Origin of the sequence: Ferruginibacter sp. (assembly GCF_028288465.1) — a bacterium.
GTDB lineage: Bacteria > Bacteroidota > Bacteroidia > Chitinophagales > Chitinophagaceae > Ferruginibacter.
Genome location: NZ_JAQBNR010000050.1, coordinates 25,482 through 47,110 on the forward strand (window position 1 = coordinate 25,482; position 21,629 = coordinate 47,110).

Annotated in this window: 22 protein-coding genes; 13 read left to right on the forward strand and 9 right to left on the reverse strand. The window is 39.4% G+C overall.

The window, feature by feature from the left end:
- Positions 1-49: 49 nt before the first annotated feature.
- The 4 genes from JWR61_RS18715 to JWR61_RS18730 all read left to right on the forward strand — a co-directional run bounded on the left by JWR61_RS18715 (position 50) and on the right by JWR61_RS18730 (position 5,672).
- Positions 50-781 (forward strand): esterase family protein, encoded by a 732-nt coding sequence (locus JWR61_RS18715; protein WP_290339611.1) that lies wholly within the window; start codon positions 50-52, stop codon positions 779-781.
- 393 nt (positions 782-1,174) lie between these two features.
- Entirely contained in the window at positions 1,175-4,027 is a 2,853-nt protein-coding gene (gene polA / locus JWR61_RS18720) for a DNA polymerase I (protein WP_301929254.1), read from the forward strand.
- Positions 4,028-4,127: 100 nt separating this feature from the next.
- Positions 4,128-4,955, forward strand: a complete 828-nt coding sequence (gene purU / locus JWR61_RS18725) for a formyltetrahydrofolate deformylase (RefSeq protein WP_301929255.1) — start codon at positions 4,128-4,130, stop codon at positions 4,953-4,955.
- A 48-nt stretch (positions 4,956-5,003) separates the two neighbouring features.
- A complete protein-coding gene (locus tag JWR61_RS18730) occupies positions 5,004-5,672 on the forward strand; it encodes a DsbA family protein (RefSeq protein WP_301929256.1) in 669 nt (222 codons plus the stop codon).
- 114 nt (positions 5,673-5,786) lie between these two features.
- Here JWR61_RS18730 and JWR61_RS18735 read toward each other — a convergent pair whose 3' ends face one another.
- The 5 genes from JWR61_RS18735 to JWR61_RS18755 form a co-directional block, all read right to left on the reverse strand.
- Complete coding sequence (locus JWR61_RS18735) at positions 5,787-6,176, reverse strand: hypothetical protein (RefSeq protein ID WP_301929257.1); 390 nt, start codon at positions 6,174-6,176, stop codon at positions 5,787-5,789.
- A 67-nt stretch (positions 6,177-6,243) separates the two neighbouring features.
- Positions 6,244-6,720 carry a Spy/CpxP family protein refolding chaperone gene (locus JWR61_RS18740; protein WP_301929258.1) on the reverse strand — a complete coding sequence of 159 codons (477 nt, stop codon included), beginning with the start codon at positions 6,718-6,720 and terminating at the stop codon, positions 6,244-6,246.
- A 4-nt stretch (positions 6,721-6,724) separates the two neighbouring features.
- On the reverse strand, positions 6,725-7,063 hold the full coding sequence (locus tag JWR61_RS18745) for a hypothetical protein (protein ID WP_301929259.1): 339 nt from the start codon (positions 7,061-7,063) through the stop codon (positions 6,725-6,727).
- Positions 7,053-7,658, reverse strand: coding sequence for an RNA polymerase sigma factor (locus JWR61_RS18750; protein WP_301929260.1), 606 nt, complete (start codon positions 7,656-7,658; stop codon positions 7,053-7,055). Before JWR61_RS18750 ends, JWR61_RS18745 begins: the two co-directional genes overlap by 11 nt.
- Positions 7,659-7,688: 30 nt before the next feature.
- The gene (locus JWR61_RS18755; protein ID WP_301929261.1) at positions 7,689-10,538 is read right to left on the reverse strand and encodes an outer membrane beta-barrel protein; all 2,850 of its coding nucleotides are present in this window, start codon (positions 10,536-10,538) and stop codon (positions 7,689-7,691) included.
- Positions 10,539-10,736: 198 nt separating this feature from the next.
- Here JWR61_RS18755 and JWR61_RS18760 point away from each other — a divergent pair, with 198 nt between their 5' ends.
- Both JWR61_RS18760 and JWR61_RS18765 read left to right on the forward strand, forming a co-directional pair.
- On the forward strand, positions 10,737-11,249 hold the full coding sequence (locus tag JWR61_RS18760) for a DUF5606 domain-containing protein (protein ID WP_301929262.1): 513 nt from the start codon (positions 10,737-10,739) through the stop codon (positions 11,247-11,249).
- Between the two features lie 100 nt (positions 11,250-11,349).
- On the forward strand, positions 11,350-13,068 hold the full coding sequence (locus JWR61_RS18765; protein WP_301929263.1) for a M3 family oligoendopeptidase: 1,719 nt from the start codon (positions 11,350-11,352) through the stop codon (positions 13,066-13,068).
- Between the two features lie 12 nt (positions 13,069-13,080).
- Here the strand turns inward: JWR61_RS18765 and JWR61_RS18770 are convergent, their stop codons facing one another.
- Together JWR61_RS18770 and JWR61_RS18775 are read right to left on the reverse strand one after the other, a co-directional pair.
- Positions 13,081-13,497 (reverse strand): Fur family transcriptional regulator, encoded by a 417-nt coding sequence (locus tag JWR61_RS18770; RefSeq protein ID WP_301929264.1) that lies wholly within the window; start codon positions 13,495-13,497, stop codon positions 13,081-13,083.
- A 68-nt stretch (positions 13,498-13,565) separates the two neighbouring features.
- Positions 13,566-14,279 carry an SCO family protein gene (locus tag JWR61_RS18775; protein ID WP_301929265.1) on the reverse strand — a complete coding sequence of 238 codons (714 nt, stop codon included), beginning with the start codon at positions 14,277-14,279 and terminating at the stop codon, positions 13,566-13,568.
- Between the two features lie 121 nt (positions 14,280-14,400).
- Between JWR61_RS18775 and JWR61_RS18780 the strand changes: the two genes are divergently transcribed.
- Complete coding sequence (locus JWR61_RS18780) at positions 14,401-14,790, forward strand: MerC domain-containing protein (RefSeq protein WP_301929266.1); 390 nt, start codon at positions 14,401-14,403, stop codon at positions 14,788-14,790.
- 96 nt (positions 14,791-14,886) lie between these two features.
- On the forward strand, positions 14,887-15,312 hold the full coding sequence (locus JWR61_RS18785) for a DUF4440 domain-containing protein (protein WP_301929267.1): 426 nt from the start codon (positions 14,887-14,889) through the stop codon (positions 15,310-15,312).
- Positions 15,313-15,380: 68 nt separating this feature from the next.
- On the opposite strand, the gene JWR61_RS18790 is transcribed toward JWR61_RS18785, so the two are convergent.
- A complete protein-coding gene (locus JWR61_RS18790; RefSeq protein WP_290339595.1) occupies positions 15,381-15,614 on the reverse strand; it encodes a hypothetical protein in 234 nt (77 codons plus the stop codon).
- A 168-nt stretch (positions 15,615-15,782) separates the two neighbouring features.
- Entirely contained in the window at positions 15,783-16,553 is a 771-nt protein-coding gene (locus JWR61_RS18795) for a glycoside hydrolase family 25 protein (RefSeq protein ID WP_301929268.1), read from the reverse strand.
- Between the two features lie 194 nt (positions 16,554-16,747).
- On the opposite strand from JWR61_RS18795, the gene JWR61_RS18800 reads away from it, so the two are divergent.
- From JWR61_RS18800 to JWR61_RS18820, 5 genes are all read left to right on the forward strand, one after another.
- Positions 16,748-17,620, forward strand: a complete 873-nt coding sequence (locus tag JWR61_RS18800) for a lytic transglycosylase domain-containing protein (RefSeq protein WP_301929269.1) — start codon at positions 16,748-16,750, stop codon at positions 17,618-17,620.
- Between the two features lie 99 nt (positions 17,621-17,719).
- The gene (locus tag JWR61_RS18805) at positions 17,720-18,751 is read left to right on the forward strand and encodes a radical SAM/SPASM domain-containing protein (RefSeq protein WP_301929270.1); all 1,032 of its coding nucleotides are present in this window, start codon (positions 17,720-17,722) and stop codon (positions 18,749-18,751) included.
- A gap of 94 nt (positions 18,752-18,845) precedes the next feature.
- Complete coding sequence (locus JWR61_RS18810; protein WP_301929271.1) at positions 18,846-19,883, forward strand: AI-2E family transporter; 1,038 nt, start codon at positions 18,846-18,848, stop codon at positions 19,881-19,883.
- Complete coding sequence (locus JWR61_RS18815; RefSeq protein ID WP_290339590.1) at positions 19,880-20,332, forward strand: MarR family winged helix-turn-helix transcriptional regulator; 453 nt, start codon at positions 19,880-19,882, stop codon at positions 20,330-20,332. The genes JWR61_RS18810 and JWR61_RS18815 overlap by 4 nt, the downstream gene beginning before the upstream one ends.
- An 8-nt stretch (positions 20,333-20,340) precedes the next feature.
- On the forward strand, positions 20,341-21,540 hold the full coding sequence (locus tag JWR61_RS18820) for a glycoside hydrolase family 10 protein (protein ID WP_301929272.1): 1,200 nt from the start codon (positions 20,341-20,343) through the stop codon (positions 21,538-21,540).
- Positions 21,541-21,629: the final 89 nt, after the last annotated feature.

The following is a 21,629-nucleotide window of genomic DNA, read 5'->3' on the forward strand; positions in this document are numbered from 1 at the left end:
CCAATAAGGATTATAGCAGCGCATTTGGCTGCATCCCACAAAAAATATTATGAAGAGAGAACTTAGCAGCTGGTACAGCCCTGCATTACAAAGAGAAATGCCCATTGCTCAATATGGAGATTATGGTTTTGCTTTATTATTGATTCCTACTGCAGCGGCGGACTACCTGGAATATGAACGCTTTCAGTTAATCAATTCCCTGGCCCCGCACATCAATGGGGGAAAAGTAAAAGTATTTTCCGTTAACAGCATGAATACGGAAAGCTGGATGCATCCGGGCATGCAGGGCGAACATAAAGCCATCAATCATAACAGGTTTAATGAATACATTTTCAATGAAGTGATTCCTTTTATAAAAAATGCTACTTCGCAGGAAACACCGGTGATTGTCTCCGGAGCATCGTTTGGTGCATTGCATGGCATGAATTTATTCTTAAAAAGGCCAGATTTGATTGACGGCGTAATTGCTATGAGCGGTGTGTACGACCTGAGAGAATATACCAAAGGTTTTTACGATGAACAGGTTTATTTTAATTCCCCGGCCATGTATATGCCGAATCTTACAGACCACCGCATCCTGGAGCAAATACGCGGCAGCCATCATATTCACATTTTAACCGGTTGCGGCGATTATGAAGATCCTGAAGCGGCTAAAAACTTTGCCGGAATTTTATATAACAAAGGAATTAATTATGAGCTGAGTGTTTGGGGCAATGAATGGAAACATGACTGGCCAACCTGGAGGGCCATGTTACCTTTATTTATTGATACAAGATTTTAATTGTTTCATAATAAAGATATCTTCCTGATTTGTAATTAATTGACATTAATTTTCGGAATTACTGAAAGTAAAATATAGTTTATGTGCATTAAAAATCGGGCTGTATCACAATAATAGCAGGCTTTTTCAGTTACTTAAAGGGTACCAACAACCCTGATATGAAAAATTTTATAGTCCTTACATTTGCTCTTTTTTTCTCGGTAATACTTTACATTATTGACTGGTCAAAATCTGACAAATTACTTGAATATTAAAAGTTGCTAATCCATTCACTTCCCTTCCAGATTCGCAAACAATCACTTTATCAAAACCCAATTACATTTTACCAGCTAACAGTATCAAACTTTTACCCATCTGTTTGATTGGCGTGCACAATTGTTTTACTTTTACGGCATGTCAAAAAAATTATTTTTACTCGATGCCTATGCCCTTGTTTTCAGGGCTTATTACGCTCTTATCCGCAGCCCACGCGTTACCAGCAAAGGCAGAAATACCAATGCCCAGTTTGGGTTTACCAACACTTTAATTGATCTCATCAATAACCAGAAGCCTACACATATGGCGGTATGTTTTGATACCCATGCGTTAACGGAAAGGCATACAGATTTTGCCGATTACAAAGCTAACCGGCAGGAAACGCCAGAAGATATCAGTTCCTCTATTCCTGACATTAAAAGAATTATAGAAGCCTTTAACATACCCGTGATTGCAATTGATGGGTATGAAGCAGATGATGTAATTGGGGCATTGGCAAAGCAAGCTGAAAAAGTAGGTTATGAGGTATTTATGGTTACCCCCGACAAAGATTATGGCCAGCTGGTAAGTGAAAATATCAAGATTTATAAGCCCCCTTACCAGGGAGGAACCATTGAAATAATGGGTCCGCAGGAGGTTTGTAAAAAATGGGACATTGCAAATGTTGGGCAAGTGATTGACATTTTGGGCTTAATGGGCGACGCGGTAGATAACATTCCCGGCATAGCTGGCATTGGCGAAAAAACAGCTGCCAAGCTATTGAAAGAATACCACAGTCTGGAAAACATACTGGCCAATGCCGATAATATAAAAGGCGCTCTTGGAGAAAAAATACGTGCGGGAAAAGATAATGCCATTATGAGTAAAAAACTGGCTACGATTATCGTGGATGTGCCTGCAGAATTTCATGAAGAAAACTTTAGGATCAAGGAAATGAACCGCGAAAGCCTGAAGGAAGTATTTACAGAGCTGGAGTTCAGGGGATTTATTAAAAGGGTTTTGGGTGAAGAAATCCAGTTGCAGCCAGGCGTGCAAATACAGGAAACGGGTGGCCGTAAACAAGCACCCGGCGGACAAATGGATCTTTTTGGAGAAGTAACTCAAACTGTAAATGTGGCCACTTCGCAAACTTCAGATATAACGGAAGAAGCAGGAAGTATTTTATCCGTTGATAAAAACATCCACAATACACCACATGAATATTTTTTGGTGAACACCACTCAAGGAATAGATCAGCTGATTAATAAACTGATTCACCAGCCGGAAATTTGTTTTGACACAGAAACAACCTCAATTAATGCCAACGATGCCGATCTTGTTGGTCTTAGTTTTTCTTACCAGCCGGGAGAGGCCTTTTATATTCCTTGTCCCGCTTCGAGGGAAGAATGTCTGCACTTATTAGCACCTTTTTTAGTGTTGTTTAGTGATGCAACAAAAACATGGGTGGGTCAGAATATTAAGTATGACCTGCTGGTAATGAAATGGTACGGCATCGAGTTAAAAGGGAATATTTTTGATACCATGCTGGCGCACTATGTAACAGAACCCGATGGCAAAAGCAGCATGGATGCATTAAGCGCTAAATACCTGGGTTACGAGCCGGTACATATTGAAGAACTGATTGGCAAAAAAGGAAAGGGTCAGGGCAATATGCGGGATGTAGAACCTGAAAAAATAAAAGAGTACGCTGCAGAAGATGCCGACATCACCCTCCAATTAAAAAAAGTATTTCTTGAAGAGTTAAAAAACAAGGAAGTAGAAAAGGTTTTTTACGAAGTGGAAAATCCACTGATAAAAGTGTTGACAGACATGGAATTTGAAGGCATTCGTATAGACGAAGCCTTTTTAAATGAATACAGCAAAACCCTGGAAACAGAAGCCAAAATAAGTGAAGAAAGTGTGTATGAACAAGCAGGCTTAAGGTTTAACCTGGCATCGCCCAAGCAATTGGGTGAAGTGTTGTTTGATAAAATGAAGCTGGACCCAAAAGCAAAAAAAACAAAAACAGGTCAGTATGCAACGGGTGAAGATGTATTGGCAAAATTGGCCAGTCAGCATAAAATATGTGACGATATTTTAATTTTCCGTGAACTCACCAAATTAAAAAATACCTATATCGATGCTTTACCTGCTTTGATCAATAAAAAAACCGGTCGGGTGCATACTTCCTATGCGCAGGCAGTTGCTGTAACGGGAAGGCTTAGCAGTACAAATCCCAACCTGCAAAACATTCCTGTAAGAACCGAAAGGGGAAAAGAAATCAGGAAAGCATTTATTCCAAGAGATGAAAATCATGTACTTGTTTCGGCCGATTATTCGCAGATAGAATTGCGTATTGTTGCTGCCATCAGTGGCGATGTCAATATGTGTGATGCTTTTAAAACGGGTAAAGATATTCATACTGCGACGGCCGCGAAAGTATTCAATGTGGAGGAAAAAGACGTAACCAAAGAAATGCGCTACAAAGCCAAAAGCGTCAACTTCGGTATTATTTATGGCCAGGGTGCATTTGGCCTGGCGGAGAATTTAAGCATCTCCCGCACGGAGGCAAAGGAGATCATTGACAACTACAAAAAGCAATTTCCCAATATTCAAAAATACATGGATGATACCATCAACTTCGCCAAGGAAAATGGATATGTGGAAACGCTGATGGGCCGTAAAAGGTGGCTGAAAGATATCAACAGCGTGAACTTTACAGTGCGTGGTTTCGCAGAACGCAACGCCATCAATTCACCCATCCAGGGCACCGCTGCGGATATGATAAAACTGGCCATGATCAAAATTCACCGGGAATTTATCAACCGTGGTTTTAAATCAAAAATGTTGTTGCAGGTACATGATGAATTGGTTTTTGATGCACACAAAAGTGAAATAGAACTAATCAAGCCTGTCATTTTAGAATGCATGCAATCCGCATTGAAGCTACCCAATGAAGTGCCAACCGATGCCGAAATTGGAGCAGGCGACAACTGGCTGGAAGCACATTAGAGTGGGTCGTCACAGGTGGGTCACCCCAAAAAGGGTGGCTCACCTATGTTAGAATGTTCACAAGAATCACGGCCAACCCCTCAGCCAATAAACATAAAAAATGGTAATATTAATTCAATGCAAAGACCAGGTGGGCCTGGTGGGAGCTGTGGCCAATATCTTCGCGGCAATGAATATTAATATTGTGGCAATGCGGGAACATGTTGATACTATTGACAACCGTTTTTTTCTTCGTATAGTCGTTGACGGAAGTATAGATACAATTGTAGCCGAGCGCCAGCTCAAAGCCGTTTTACCTGCTGACGCCGAAGTGAAAATCAGCCACCAGGCAGAAAAAAAAATAGTTGTACTGGTAACAAAAGAATATCATTGCCTGAGTGATATACTTGTAAGAAATCATTTTAAAACTTTGGGTGCCAGTGTACAGTGCGTCATTGGCAATCATGCTGCACTGGAAGAAATTTGTAAACGCTTTGATGTACCTTTTTATCCTGTATCAACCGATAATACAGACAAGCCCGTTTTTGAATCTTCCCTGCTTTCCATTATTAAAAAATGGGGAGCGGATTATCTTGTACTGGCAAAGTTTATGCGTATTCTTTCTGCTGATTTTGTTGAACAATTTGCTTTTCAAATCATCAACATTCACCATTCTTTTTTACCTGCCTTTATTGGCGCCAGTCCGTATAAGCAGGCGTACGAAAGAGGCGTAAAGCTGATAGGTGCCACCGCTCATTTTGTAACCAACCAATTAGACGAAGGCCCTATCATCGCCCAGCAAATTATTCCAGTTACCCATTCTTTTACTACTGCTGATATGGTGCGTTCCGGAAAAGAAATTGAGACAGCAGTATTAGCCAGGGCTTTACACCTTGTATTTGAAGACCGGGTTTTGATACATAAAAACAAAACAATCGTTTTTGAATAATGACCATTCCCGAAATAAATATTCATACAAAACAAACACTGAATTACCATGGATAAACTCACCCTGATTTACTGTTACGATGCCTACTGTGGCTGGTGTTACGGCTTCAGTCCGGTTATTAAAAAAATTGTAGCGCAGTATAAAGAGGAGTTCTATATTGAAGTGTTGAGTGGCGGCATGATGGCAGGAGAGCATGTAATGCCAATTGAACAAATTGGCCCCTACATTCAGAAAGCCTATCGCCGGGTAGAAGAGCTAACGGGCATCCAATTCGGTGAAGATTTTTTATGGCATATTAACAATCCGGATAAAAGTGATTGGGTAATGAACTCTTTAAAACCGGCCATTGCATTGTGCGTTTTTAAAGAATACTACCCGGATGATGCGATTCTTTTTGCAAGTGATTTGCAGTATGCATTGAATTACGAAGGCCGCGATTTGGATGATGATGAAGCCTACCGTCACCTGTTGCAAAAATATAAAATACCTGAGGAGGAATTTTACGCAAAACTAAAAAGTGAAGCATTTAAAGAGCAGGCGCATTATGAATTTGCCCTGTGTAAACACCTGCAGGTGACCAGCTTTCCGCAGGTATTAATTCAGCAAAATGACAGCAAATTTTATTTGATTGCTAAAGGCTTCAGCGATTATGAAACAGTGAATGAGAGAATTCAGAATGTGCTGAAGGAATTGCGCTCGTCGCCTGAAGAGGAGTAAATCGAAGCTCATAACAGTCCCAAAAATTTACAAAATAGCGGAATGCTAAAACCCTGCTTCTTTACGAAACAGGGTCTTAATCACTCAATCAAAAAACCAAAATAACCATCTTTATTATTGCTGCCTGTTGGGCCTTTGCGGCCGTAAGGCAGGTTCAATATCATCTTTCCATTTTTTAAATTGCTCGTCGGTAAAAATTTGTTTTAATTGTTCATCACGGTCAATGTTAAGTTTTAACATTTTACTCCTCATCGCCTCACGGTCCGGGGTTCCACCGCCACTCATCATAGCTTCCCGCTCCTTTTGCATGGTAGTATAGTAAGCCCTAAACACACTGTCGGTTTTAGCCTGCTTGTCTTTGTCCAGTTTAAAATCAGCCAGCTTTTCATCTACTGCTTTTACTCTTTCTTCCACTGTTAACCGGGGACCACGCTGATCTTGTGCTGATACAAAACCAATTGTCAAAAAAAGGGCCAGTATAGATAATGCAATTTGCTTTTTCATAATGATGTATTTCTTGTTTTCTGAATGATTAGACGACCTTTTTTAAAAAAACAGTCGTTTAAAATAATTATTTTTTGCGCTCTTCCGGTTTTTTATTCAGCATGGTATAAAACAACGAATCAAATTTGGGCAGCTGTGCAGGTGTGCATATGCTTCTTACAGCTTTAAAATGGGTAAACATTTCTACTTCCATTTCTTTTTGTTTCATACTTGCTATACCGGCGATTGTATTGATGGATGAGTCGCTGAAATTATCAGCCGATAATTGTTTAACCTGTCCTTCCTTATCTTTTCTTGCAGCTTCAAACATCGATCTTACTTTTCTTTTATGTTGTTCAGTCAGGGAATCATATTGAGTTAATTGTTCCTGGCTAAAGCCAATTTCTTTCTGTAAAAAAGATGTCATCATTGCTTTTCTTTCAGCCCGCATATTCCTTCTTTCAGCCGGCCGGCCGTTCAATAAAAATGCCAGCATAACTATATTCGTCACCAGCAAAAAACCGATAATAAGCAAAAGCAATTTATTATTTGGTGTCGTATTCATTACATTATTGGTTTTCGATATTATCAATCACTGCAAGGTTATTGTATTCATCCTCTTCGTCCGCAGCCGTTGTAAATGAACGTTCAGTAGTTATTTTAGACGTGTTATAATTTTTATAAAACAGTACAGAAATATTAATGATGACCAGGAGACATATTCCCGCCACCATCACAGCCGGCCTGCTTATAAAACCAGCTATGTTTTCCCATGTATTTTTTACCGGATTGTTAAGTCGTGCCTGGATACGTGTTAACAGGTAAGGCGCAGGTGAAGCCCGCTCAACGTTATTTAAACTATTTAAAGCGGCCTCAATTTCCTGCTCCATATTGTTATTATTTTTCATGTTCGTTTTTTTTATTGGACTCCTGCAGATAATAATTTTTTAAACTTTTTTTAAGGCTTGATTTTGCCCTGGCTAGTAAAGATTCCACCGCATAAAAACTGGTGTTCATAATAGCTGCAATTTCCTGGTTATTCAATCCTTCTATTTTATTCAACGTAAAAGCGATGCGTTGATTATCGGGTATTTGTTTAAGTGCTTTAAACAAAACCGCGGCATTTTCCTTATTCTCTAATTGTACTCCCGGGTGATTAAATTCTACCGGATTATATTGTTCTTCACCATGCTCGCCAAACAAATTTTGTATAAATGCAAAACGCTTTTTACGTTTCTTTTTTTTCTCACTGTCCAGGGCCTTCGCTATGGCTATGCGGTATAACCAGGTTGATAATTTGGCCTCTCCTTTAAAAGATCCTATTGACTGATACACCTGCACAAATACTTCCTGTGTTATATCCTCCGCGTCAAGTTCATTCTGTACAATGCTTACAACTGTATTGTACACCATATCCTGGTACAGCCCCACAATGTCTGCAAATGACTGCTGCTCGCCCTGCTGTAATTTTTTTATTAACTCCGCTTCAGATTGGTTCAACACTAACAGTTTTTAAATCCAATCTAAAAATAGTTAAAAGGATGGATTTCTTCCAACTGGCCGGTTCATACCTTCTCTTCCCCTGAATTCGCCATTGAAGCTTTTGGCTGCTATACCAAAATTGCGCAGACTATAGGTAAAAGTGAGCATAAAATATTGTTGCAATACCTGGCTTTGTGCATCCTCAATGTAGGCACCTGTTACTGTACGCACAATGCTCTGATTTTGTTTTAATAAATCAAATACTGATAATTTTAATTCGCCGGCTTGCTTTTTCAGGAACTTCTTGCCAATGGCTGCATTCCATAACCAGAAATGTTGATTGAGTCCGGCGCTTAAACCACTGTAAGATTGCCCGGTAATATCGTTTCTTATAAACCAGCCTTTTTTATCCAATAAGTTTAATTGAAATCCGGCTGTTTGATTTACATAATTGTTAGTAGAAGCAAAAGTCGATGTGGTTTGCGCATTATTAAAACTGGCATTATACGACAGGTTAAAATCTACATATTCACTGATATTACTTGCCAGTACTACCCCTGTGTTATATGCATAATTATTGGTAATAGAAGCTGTATAATTATTCAACCCCGGCAACCGGGAATAAGAAAATCCTGCATTTAAATTAATGTTTGTTTTTATGGGATTAATTGGCATGCTGTAGGTTAAAAAGGTACGCAGGCTTTTATAGCCATCCAGGTTAACCGGCTTGGTAAGCTGTGATCCTTTTTTCAATTGTATCCGTTGTTGTATAACCGTATCCTGCTGGGCGATGTATATCGCATTGGAAATATAATTACTGGCTGTTTGTAAAAACACATTTGCAATAAAGCTGCGGCTGGTTTTGGAATTGGTATAGGTGTACCGGCCGGAAAGCAGGTTGGTATATGATTCTTTCAAAGCCGGGTTACCCGCACTAACCCGTAATGGGTTGGAAAGATTAACCACATCCTGCAATTGATTTACAGATGGAAAATTGGTGGAGGCTCTGTAAAATACCCGGATATTGCTGCTGGCCGAAAACTTTTTACGCCACATGGCATTGGGTAAAATATCTGAAAAAGTTTGATTAACAGATGACACTATCGGAAATATCCGCTGACTCTCTAACCTGGCATTTTGGAAGTTTACGCCGAAAGACAATTGCTCATCCCTGTTTTTTGATCTGCGATAATTCAAGCCCGCATTATTGGTTGTAATGGTGTTATCAAATTTGTTTGACAGTGCAGAATCAAACATGGAATATTTCTGCCCGTCAAAAGAAAAAGTCTGCTGATCGGCCTTGTTTTTTTGGACAGATGGAGTATAATCAACTTGCAACATACCAATTTTACCAATTGGTTCTGTGTAGGCGATGTTGCCGCCAATGGTGTGACCGTTTGTATTGTTATCATATAACTGTTGCTGCAGCGAATCAACAATCGCGGCATCATTAAAAAAGCGGTATTGGGCATTGGTTACGCTGTTACCGTCATTCTTTGTATAATTGGTATTGAAGCCAAAAGAGAGGGTACGCCCTTTTTTTGCAAAAGAGTGACGGAACATAATATTGTTGCGGATATTAAAACCTTCCCGTTCTGCTGTATTCCTGTTGATAGATGTATTCAACGAATCGCCTGCTCCGTAAAAATTTTGTAAAGAAGTCAGGCCACTGGAATTATAGTTCTGGTAATTCAGGCTCGGTATTATAAAAAGCGAGTTGGAAGAATCTATTTTATACTCTATCCGCATATTGATGCGGTGGTTATTGTTGTTGGCGATGGAATTGGATTGTTGTGTGCTGAAAAGATTTTTGGGAGATGAAAATGTTTCTGTGTTTACCACAGACTCGTTGCTGTTATTGCTGTTGTTGAAAAAATAACTACCAGTAATGGTCACTTTTTTATCAATCACATTGCTGTAGTTTATACCGATGGCGTTGGTTTTACTGATGCCGGGTGATTGGCCGACGGAAAAATTATCGGTGTTGCCTCCACCCCGTCCACCACCGCCTCGCCCGCCGCCACTACTGGTAACACCCAGCAAATCCTGCGAACCAAAATTTTGCTGATTGATATTATTGAAATTGCCTACCAGCGAAATACGCCGGTTGCCATTAAAGAAACTGATATTACCTCCGGCGGCATAATGATCGTCTGTTCCGTACCCGCCATAAATGCGGCCAAACTGCCCGTTTTTAATACCCGATTTAGTAACCACGTTGATGGCCTTTACACTGTTGCCATCATCAAAACCCGTCAATTGCGCCTGGTCGCTCAGCCGGTCGAAAACCTGTATTTTATCCACCACTTCAGACGGTAAATTTTTCAATGCCGCAGAAGCATCATCCCCAAAAAAATCCTTTCCATCAATTGTAACTTTCTTTACCTGTTCACCATGCGCCGTTACTGTACCATCCTTATCTACGGTAATTCCCGGCATCTTTTTTATAAGATCTTCGGTAGTTGCATCGGGATTTACTTTATATTGACTGGCACTGTATTGGGTGGTATCGCCTTTTTGCGCAACTGGCGGCGCTTTCGAAATAATGGTTACATCAGCAAGATCTTTCCCCTGCCTGGTAAAATGCAACACACCCAGGTTTTTTATGCTGTCACCGATAATAACCCGCCTGATCAATTGCTGGTATCCGACTGAACTAACTGCAATCAAAAAACTATCCTTTGGCAAATCGTTTAATTCAAAATTTCCGGCGACATCCGTAACGGTGCTTTTAACTTCGTTTTTTGCTGAATCTTTTTCTAAAAAAATAACGACTGATGCGCCTCTTACAGGAGCATTCGTTGTGGCTTCCTGTATTGTGCCTTTCAGGCTACCATTTTGAGCATAAACACCTGTTGCGCTAAAAATTAAAAAAAGAAAAGCGCTCGTAAATTTTGTCATGTATTGCAGTTTATCTTATTACATAAGACGACAATAGTGAATAAAACAGGCGATTTTGTTAACATTTATTTTTGCCGCCGAAGTAACATCCAAATCACAGCACCGGAAATCCGTTTAAAACTTTATTCACTTTTTAAAATTTAACAATCCGTCAATCAGTACAGAAGTTTATCTTTGATGCTCAAAAAATTACAGTTTATGGATTATAACAGACTCGTTTCAGTAACCGGCTTAGGCGGTTTGTACGAATTATTGTCTTCAAAAGCAGATGGTGGTGTAGTAAAGTCATTGGAAGATAAAAGCACCAAATTTGTAAGTACCCGTTTGCATAATTTTTCGCACCTGGAAAGTATAGAAGTTTTTACTGTAAAGGATAATGTGAATCTTGTAGAGGTATTTACTGCCATGCAGACCAGCACAGAAAAATTACCGGATGCCAAAGCGGATAACAAAGCAATCAAAGCCTATTTTGAAAAAGTATATCCTGATATGGATTTTGAAAGAGTGTACAACAGCGATATGAAAAAAATGATCCGCTGGTATGATCTTTTAAAAACAAACAATATCGAAATTAAATTATCAGAAAATACAGAAGCGGATGCTGTAGCACACGAAGTAGCTACACCAAAGGCGAAGGCGCCAGAAACCAAACAGGTAAATGTAAAAGCAGCGCCACCCAAAAAAATAAACTCACCAAGGAAGATGGCTTAACCGCTAAACCTCATTGATTGTTCCTGAAAAGGAACAGTATGTTACACTACCGTAGTTGCCTAAACTACGGTAGTGTTGTTAAATAAATCAACGAAATTTTATGTACACAGCAGCAATTGAAAAAACACCGCGTCATTTTGTTCCCGCCAATTTTGTTTTAACCGACTGGCAAAGCCTTGAGCCCTTTTTTAAAGAGTTACTGGATAGAAATATTGATACGCCGGAGGCGCTTGAACAATGGATGAAAGACCAGAGCGAACTGGAAGCGGTGGTAAGTGAAGATGCCTGCTGGCGGCAAATAAAAATGACCTGTGATACAGAAAATAAAGAACTGGAAGCAGCATTTAATTTTTACTGTTTACAAATACAACCCAACATTGAGCCTTATACGGATGCGTTAAATAAAAAATTAACCGGTCATCCGCTGGCGGCCAGGCTGGATACAGAAAAATATTTTACCTACCTCCGCAACATCCGCAAAGGCATGGAGTTGTTCAGGGAAGAAAACATTCCTTTACAGGCAGAATTATCTGTACTGAAACAGCAGTATGGTGTTATTTCAGGCAAGATGACGGTGACGATGAACGGCCAGGATTATACCTTGCAGCAGGCTTCCAAATTTTTGCAAAGCCCCGACAGAAGCGTAAGGGAAGAAGTGTACAGGAAAATACAGGATAGAAGACTGCAGGATAAAGACGCGTTGAATGACTTATACAATCAGCTAATTGAAAAACGTGCGCAGGAAGCTGTTAATGCCGGATTCAGCAACTACCGTGATTATCGTTTTAAAGAGCTGGGCCGGTTTGATTATACTAAAGAGGATTGTTTTGCTTTTCACGAGGCTGTAAAATTGCATGTGCTGCCATTGGTGAACATCATTTATGAAAAGAAAAAAAAGAAATTAGGGCTGGATACCTTACGCCCATGGGATACCGATGCGGAGCCCGCAGGCACCGAGCCTTTAAGACCTTTTAAAGAAAGTGCAGAACTAATCAATAAAACAGTTGACTGCTTTACAAAGCTGCGCCCTTTTTTTGGTGAATGCCTTCAAAAAATGCAGGAGCTAAAACACCTTGACCTGGAAAGCAGGATTGGCAAGGCTCCCGGTGGATACAACTGCCCTTTGGCAGAAAGTGGAGCTCCCTTTATATTTATGAACGCTTCCGGCCAGATGAATGATGTAACCACCATGGTCCATGAAGGTGGCCACGCAGTACATTCTTTCTTGGCACATCCACTTGCTTTATCGGGGTTTAAAGAATATCCAATGGAAATTGCCGAAGTTGCCAGCATGGCAATGGAGTTGTTTAGTATGGAACATTGGGAAGTCTTTTTCAATAATAATGAAGAATTGTTAAGGGCCAAAGAACATCAGCTGGAAAGAGTAATTACTATTTTTCCATGGATTGCTATTATTGATAAATTTCAGCATTGGGTATACGAAAATCCAATCCATACAGTAACAGAAAGAACGCAACAGTGGAATGCTATCCTTAATGAATTTAAAGATGATGTGATCGATTATTCCGGCCTGGATGAATACCGTAGCAATGCATGGCAGCGCCAGTTGCATTTGTTTGAAGTGCCTTTTTATTACATTGAATATGGTATTGCGCAGTTAGGTGCAATCGGTATGTGGATGCAGTTTAAAAATAACCCTGAAAAAGCACTGGATAATTATTGCAATGCGCTAAGCCTGGGTGCTACCAAAACATTACCGGATTTATATTCTGCGGCAGGATTAAAATTTGATTTTTCGCCTGCACAAATTAAAGTGCTGATGGAATTTGTGAAAAAAGAAATGGACCAGCTGAATTAATACCCGCAAGCACTATTGCTGGCAATCGCTGCAAATACCATTTACCACCATGGCGGCATGGCTGGGCTTAAAACCTTGCGGAAGTTTTACTAACGGAACCGTTACTTCCTCGAGGCATATGGTTTTGCTGCAGGCATCACAAACAAAATGTACATGGTCATCATGGTGGTGACCTGCCTCGCAGTTGTCTTTACACAAAGCATATAAAATCGAGTTGTCTGTAGTTGGGATGATATGGATGATTCCCTTATCAACAAAGGTTTGCAGCGTACGGTAAACAGTTACCCTGTCAAAACTGGCGCCCGTATTTTTTTCAATATCGGCGTGAGCAAGGGCTCCATCGCTGTTTAAAAATAATTCCAGTATCTTTTTCCGCCCGTCAGTAATACTGAGCTGGTTCTTTTTAAAAATGTTGAGTAAGGTTTCCATTGTAATTTCTTTTTAAGATAAAAACCTGTTTAAAATTCATACTACGTTCAGTAAAGAATATAATTAAATCAATAACCTTTCAGTTCCCGGTTCTGATGTTTTTCTTTCAGCAGCCCGGCAATGTCTTTCAATAGTTTCTGCATTTCCGCTTCCTTTAATCCGTCATAAATTCCCCTAACCCTGGTTTGTTTATCCACCAGCGCAAATAATTGGGTATGTATAAACTGGTCTGCTATATTTTGCGATGTGTCGGGTTTATTGTTATCAATCAGGTAACTGTGACGGGCCATGTTGTATAAAGACGTTTTATCGCCTGTTACAAAATTCCACACGGGATTGGCCGGTGTTTGTTTATCACCAGTTAAGGTGTCATAGGCGATTTTATAAGTACCATCTGTATTTGTTTCCAGCTTGCCATTCAGCATTTTTTGTTCATACTTTTTCAGCAATGGTACAGAATCTGTCTCCGGCATGCAGGTATGTGAGATAATAATAAAATTGCTGTCAGTCTTAAATGCATCATATACCCGGCGCATGTTGGCGTTCATTTTAGGGCAAATTCCTTTACAGGTGGTAAAGAAAAATTCAGCCACATATACTTTTCCATCAACCTCTTTTTCAGAAATGGTTTTGCCGTTTTGATTGGTAAAAGAGAAAGCCTGTACATTATTATTAATTACCGGCAGGTTGGATTGTGAAATATCAGTCTGGCTGAATACATAGATAAAATACACTCCAAATAACAACACAAAGAACCCTACATACCACCACTTCTTATTCATACAATTATTTTTTTACAAAGCTACATCCAAACCCATTGTTAAAAACCGCCGCTTCAAAATCATTTGATTTGTCAAAACTTGCAACGTTATTGCAAATATACTATCTTTGCCCTTCTTTAAAATGAATATAAAAATCAATTGGGATGCGTTGGGAATTGCTACATCTGTAGCCTGTGCCATACATTGCGCTTTGCTGCCGGTATTGATCAGTTCCCTGCCAATTTTGGGAATCAATATCATCCATAATTTAGTTTTTGAGTGGGGCATGATTGGCCTGGCATTTATTGTGGGCAGTTATTCCTTGTTTCATGGTTATATCAAACACCATAGGTCTGCAGTGCCGGTTTTGATATTTTCCATTGGTTTTATTTTTCTTGTGTTAAAACAATTTGCCCCAAAATTTGAACTGCTATTTCTATCTATTGCCGTACTCCTCATCATTTCTGCCCATTTTTATAATTACCGGCTTTGTCATCAAAGCAAATGCAGTTCACTTCATCACCAGCATTAATTTATTTGCTACCCAGCATTATACTGACGCTCTTTAAAGTTTCATTCTTTGTACTGTGTGAACGAACCTTTATTTTTAAAGAATAAAACTCCTCACATGCGAAAAATAGGACTGCTACCGGTATTACTGTTTGTTTTGAATACTGTCTTTGCTCAATCTGCAGACCAAAAAGCGGTTCGCAATGTGTTGGCCCAGCAAACAAAAGACTGGAACAATGGTGATACAAAAAACTTTATGAACAGCTACTGGAAAAGCGATTCCCTGATGTTTGTTGGCAAAGGTGGTGTTACGTACGGCTGGCAACAAACGCTTGATAATTACAATAAGCATTATCCGGATACAGTGGCAATGGGTAAGCTCGACTTTAATTTGTTAAGCGTAAAACGTTTGTCGGCAGAATATTTTTTCGTAGTAGGTAAGTTTCACCTGGCGAGAAGCATTGGCGATTTAAGTGGCACATTTACATTGCTGTTTCGTAAAATCAATAATCACTGGCTGATTGTTGCTGACCATAGCAGTTAAATTGCCTGCTTATAATCCAAAAATATTTTTAAATACACAATTTATCTGTCTGGTAAGATTAAAGTTCACTATTCTCCAATCTCTTTCCATCCCTTCCATTTTTTTCTTAAATAATTAATCAGCCATGCAAAACTTAGTAAAAACCATACATAAAAAATGTAATTACCCAGGGAAGGAGCGCCTTCAAAGAAAGCATATCCAAAATAAATTCCGGCACACATATTCACCAGCATCCAAACAATAGCCATCGAAATTGTCTGAACAATCCGTATTAAAAATAATTTTACGTCCGGTTCTTCCATAAAGCAACAATTGAACAGTTTTTTATTTCAGCTCAGCCAAAGTATGTCTGATGTCTGAGTTTTGATGCCTGATTTTACCTGGAAGGGTAGGTTTTTTATTTTCAGCTAAAGCTTACAGATCAAAAAATCAGGCATCGTTCTGTCTTCTTTAAAGTTAGCGCTTGCAAACTATTTTATCAGCAAGTTTTTAAAGGCTGCGCTATCGCCGTTAAAAACATTAAAATCAACATACGCATCAATTCCATTTACCTGGCCCGTTTCATTGTGTTGCCAGAACAACCAATCCCTTTCAATGTTCGGTTTATCTTTTACCAGGTAATGCGCCACCCATAAAGGATATTGGTCAAATTTTTTACCCAGGTAATTTTTATAAAAGAAGGCATTGGTATAAATGATAGGCTTAACATGGTAATGTGCCTCTACCATCGTCAGCCAGTCCTGTACTCCCTGCTGCAATTTCTCAACAGTAGTAAAGCTGATGTATTCTACATCCAGTACCGGTGGAAGATCGCCTGCTTTTAATGTTACAGTTTCTATAAAATTTTGAGCCTGCAGTTTGCCGCTTTTGGATGGAACATAAAAATGATACGCTCCTCTTGCTATATCTGCCTTTTTAGCTTCCGCCCAGTTTTTATCAAACTGGTCATCCACATTTTTAACACCTTCTGTAGCTTTTATAAATCCAAATCCAATGCGAATGTCTTTTATCTGCATCGCCTTTACGTCATCCCAATCAATCTTGCTCTGGTGGCGGCTTACATCAATACCATGAATAGTGTAATTGGCCGGAATATCAATACCAAAACCATCATAATGAATAAAACGCGGCTTGTAAAAAAAATTGATGCCATAATAATACACAGCTGCTGTAACAGCCAATAGCACGAAGGAAATAATCAGTATTTTTTTTGACGGAGTTTGCTTTTTTCTTTTTGCCACCTTTTAAGAATAGCTGCAAAAGTGCATAAAACTAACAACATTGCCGTCTAAAATCACCAACATGTAAGCTGTTACAGAACTATGTAAGCGGTTTTTTAACAAGATGGAAGCAATTTAAACAGGGCTCAGACGTTAGTTTTGCTCTTTGCTGTAACATAAACCTTAGCAGAAAAGTCAATTAAAAAATCCTGGATATGGTAGCAAGTAAATATTTTATTACCTGTGCTTTACTGGCAACTTCTGTTAGTGCTGCAGTAGCTCAAAACAGGCTAGATTCCTCGAAAAGAGTATTGTTGGCTTCAGCAGACCTCCGCAGTGAAAAAGAATATATTATAAAGGAGGCAAATGTTATTTTCCCGGAAATATTAAAGGGCAATGAAGAAAAAGCAGTGGCGTATATCAGTTCATTCAGCGATAACAGAAGAGGTTACCTGCAGAACATGCGAATGAAAAGCAAAAAAATGTTGCCACAGGTAAACACTGTTCTTAAAAAATATAATTTACCAGAAGAACTGGCGGTATTGATGCTATTGGAGTCTGCCGGCGATGGCAACGCAATATCAAAAGCAGGTGCAGTAGGTTACTGGCAATTTATGGATGAAGTAGCAAAGGAATATGGTTTAAAATGCGTAAAACGCTTGAGTACGGAAGACAGGAAAAAGATGCTTAAAAAAAATCCAAGGAAAGCCAAAGCATTTTTTAAAGCGTTGGCAAGGCAAAAAGACGACCGTAAAAATTTTAATAAATCTACGCTTGCTGCAGCACGGTACCTGCACGACAGAAGCGTGAACCTGGACAATGATTGGCTGCTGGTAGTAGCAAGTTATAATTGTGGCGTTGGAAATGTTTGGAACGCAATGGAAAAAAGCGGTAAAACCAATCCAACATTCTGGGATGTAAAAAAGTTTTTACCGGCAGAAACACAAGCTTATGTGATGAACTTTATTACGTTGAACGTTATCTTCAATAACTACGATAATTTTACCAACAATAACCTCAGCTTTACCCCGGTTAAAATTAAAGTGCCCGACAATTGCGTATTTGTCAGCCCTCCTGAAATGGAGTAGCAGCACATTAATAAATAAAGAAGTCAAAATATTGTAATAACCGGCTGGCTTAAGCCGGTTATTTAGTTTAATAATAGGTTGATGAACTAACTTCGTGATATGCCCCAAATCAATTGGAACGATACCATCAACCTGGCCAGCAAACTCACTTTTAAAAGGTGCTGGAACGGTATCAAAGTACTCAGCAGCTTTTATATCAGCAAGCTGATGAACAGGCCGGTGCAATGGGGTTACCCCGTATCCATTTCTTTTGAACCCACCACCAGTTGCAACCTGCGTTGCCCGGAATGCCCCAGCGGGTTGAGGGCTTTTACCAGGCCTACGGGCATGTTGCAAAAAGATTTTTTTACCCGAACCATTGATGAAATCCACAAGGAACTACTCTACCTTATTTTTTACTTCCAGGGTGAACCTTACCTGAATCCGGACTTTTTGGAGATGGTAAAATATGCTTCTTCAAAAGGTATATACACTGCCACTTCCACTAATGCGCATTACCTGAATGATGCCGCTGCAAAAAGAACGGTGGAAAGTGGTTTAGACCGGTTGATTATTTCAATTGATGGCACAACTCAGGACGTCTACCAGCAGTACCGCGTTGGTGGAAATCTGGATAAGGTAATAGAAGGCGCAAAAAATATTGTCAGGTGGAAGAAAGAACTGAATAGTAAAACGCCTTTTGTGTTTTTTCAGTTTTTAGTTGTGAAGCCGAATGAACACCAGGTAAACGACATTAAAAAATTAGCTGCCGAAGTGGGGGTAGATGAAGTTCGTTTTAAAACAGCACAGGTATACGATTATGAAACTGACCCTAACCAATTGATCCCGGCAACAGACAAGTTTAGCAGGTATAAAAAAAATGCAGATGGCAGTTACACCCCCAAAAATAAACTGGCCAACCGTTGCTGGAAGATGCAGCACGCCAACGTTATTACATGGGATGGACTTGTTGTTCCCTGTTGTTTTGATAAAGATGCTTTGCACCAGCTGGGGAATTTAAAAACACAGTCTTTTAAATCCATCTGGAAGAACGATAATTACAAACAATTCCGCAATGATTTAATGAAGAGCCGCAAAAATATTGACATCTGTGCTAACTGCAGCGAAGGCGCTTCGGTATGGAAGGATTGACTATTACCAAAATTTCATTTTTGAATTAATTACTTTTAATATCTGCCGACATTGCTTTTTGACGCAATGGTTTATAATTTGCTTATTTAATAATATGAAAGAAATAAGTTTCAACAACCGCTTACGCCAGGTGCTGATGATAGGCCTTATCCTTTTCCTGGTTATTGTTTTTATTAACCAACTGTATATTTTTTTACCCGGTATTCTTGGAGGGATAACCTTGTACATCCTGACAAGGAAATTATTTCAGCAATTAACCCTGGAAAAAAAATGGAACAAGTCAGCAACGGCTATCCTGTTTATTTTTTGTTCCCTTCTCATCATTTCCATTCCTGTTTATTTTTCTGTTATAATGATTGAACCAAAAATCAATTCATTAATAAATAACCAGGAAGCCGTAATGCAGGGTGTAAAAACTTTCTCTGATAAAATTCAAAGTACTACCGGCTTCGTATTATTTTCTGATAAGAATACGCAGGCTATTTCACAAAAAATTTCTGCCTTTATACCCAGCCTGATCAATAGTACTGCAACTATTTTAACCAATCTTATCATGCTGTTTTTTTTATTGTATTACCTGCTGGTAAGTGGTAAAGAGATAGAAAGATATTTAAACCACATCATTCCTTTAAAATCGGAAAATGTAGATAAACTGGCTGCTGAAACCATTTTAATGGTAAAGGCAAATGCCCTGGGTATACCCATTATTTGCATAGTGCAAGGTGCTTTTGCTGCCCTTGGTTATTTACTATTTGGCGTACAGGAATGGGGTATGTGGGGTTTTGTAACGGGCGTGTTTGCATTTTTTCCGCTGGTGGGTACCATGATCATTTGGGTGCCGCTTGTAATCTACCTTTATTCAACGGGTCATAATTATACCGCTACCGGCTTAATGATTTATAGTTTTGTTGTTACCGGCAACGTTGATTATATCACGCGGTTGGGATTGTTAAAAAAAATGGGCAATGTGCACCCCATGATCACCGTGCTGGGCGTAATAGTAGGATTAAAGTTATTTGGTTTTATAGGATTGATATTTGGACCTTTGCTCATCAGTTATTTTATTATCCTCATTAAAATTTACATTAATGAATTTACAACCGAAAAAGAAATTAAAGATTTAGGGGCATGAGTATAGATAAAGATATTAAGCAGGCAAGCTTTAAAAGCGAACATCAGAAAGCGATGGTAAATTTAATTTTTACCTATAACTGGACGACGGAACAATTAAAGCAATTATTTGAAGAGGAAGGCCTCACTATGCAGCAATTTAATATTTTACGCATCTTAAGAGGAAGCACCAAACCCTTATCCACTTTGCAGATAAGGGAACGCATGCTGGATAAAATGAGCGACTCAAGTCGCATCGTAGACCGCCTGGTTTTAAAGGGCCTGGTAAAAAAAATAACCTGTAAAACTGATAAAAGGCTGGTAGATGTAACCATCACCAGTAAAGGTTTGAAACTACTGGAAAAGTTGGATGCTCAAGAAGATAAAATGGAAAATATTTTTAAATCCCTCTCTAAGATAGAAGCAGAAACACTAAACACACTTTTAGATAAAATCCGCCAATCCAATTAATTATTATAATGCAGAAATATTTCTTTTTTTTATTCCTTACCAATTTATTCATCTGTAAAAGTCAATCACAAGCAAAACCTGAGTTTCGGGGTGTATGGGTTGCTACTGTAGATAACATCGACTGGCCAACAAAAGGCAATTTCAACAGCGAAGCTCAAAAAGCAGAATTTATAAAACTGCTGGATATGCACCAGCGCAACGGCATCAATGCATTGATTGTGCAAATCCGGCCAGCTGCTGATGCACTTTATCCTTCCCAGTACGAGCCCTGGAGCGAATGGCTCACAGGCGTGCAGGGGCAGCCGCCGGTTCCCTATTACGATCCGCTGGAATTTATGATAACAGAAACGCACAAACGCGGCATGGTGTTTCATGCCTGGATGAATCCTTACCGGGCTGAGTTTACAATTGGTACTTCTTCCATTTCAGCAACTCATATCACCAAATTGCATCCAGAGTGGTTTTTAACTTATGGAGATAAAAGATATTTCGATCCCGGTAATAAAGAAGTGCAGCAATATGTAGCCGGCGTTGTAAAAGATGTGGTGAACAGGTATCCGATTGATGCCATTCATTTTGATGATTACTTTTATCCGTATCGCATTGCAGGCGTTACGTTTCCTGATAATGCCAGTTATCAGCAATATGGCAATGGATTAACAAAAGATGACTGGAGAAGAAGCAATACAGACTCCATCATCGCCCTGTTAAGCAGGGTTATAAAAGCCACCAACAAAAAATGCCAGTTTGGAATCAGCCCTTTTGGAATATGGCGCAGTGTTGACAGGGATCCGGTAAACGGCAGTAAAACAAGGGGCGGCGCCAGCAATTATGATGACCTGTATGCCGACATTTTATTATGGTTAAAAAATGGCTGGATAGATTATGTAGCCCCGCAGTTGTATTGGGAATTCGGTCACCGTACAGCGCCCTACGATTTGTTACTAGACTGGTGGAACAACCATACGTTTGGCCGGCAGTGTTACATCGGCCTCGGGATTTACAAAGCAAACGTTAATAAGGCCTGGCGTGAAACAAGCCAGCTTCCCAGGCAAATAGAAGCCTTGCGCACAAAACCTAATATACAGGGAATGATATTTTTCAGTAGCAAGTCTTTTGAAAACAATCCCAACGGCTGGAGCGACAGTTTGCGCCTGCATTATTTTAAAGAACCGGCTGTAATCCCTGCAATGGACTGGATAAAATGATGGGATAAACTCTCAAACATCTTGTTTCAACCTTTTAAATTTACCGCTATTATTTAAGCCGCTTTCTTTCATACAAACCCTTTTTATCT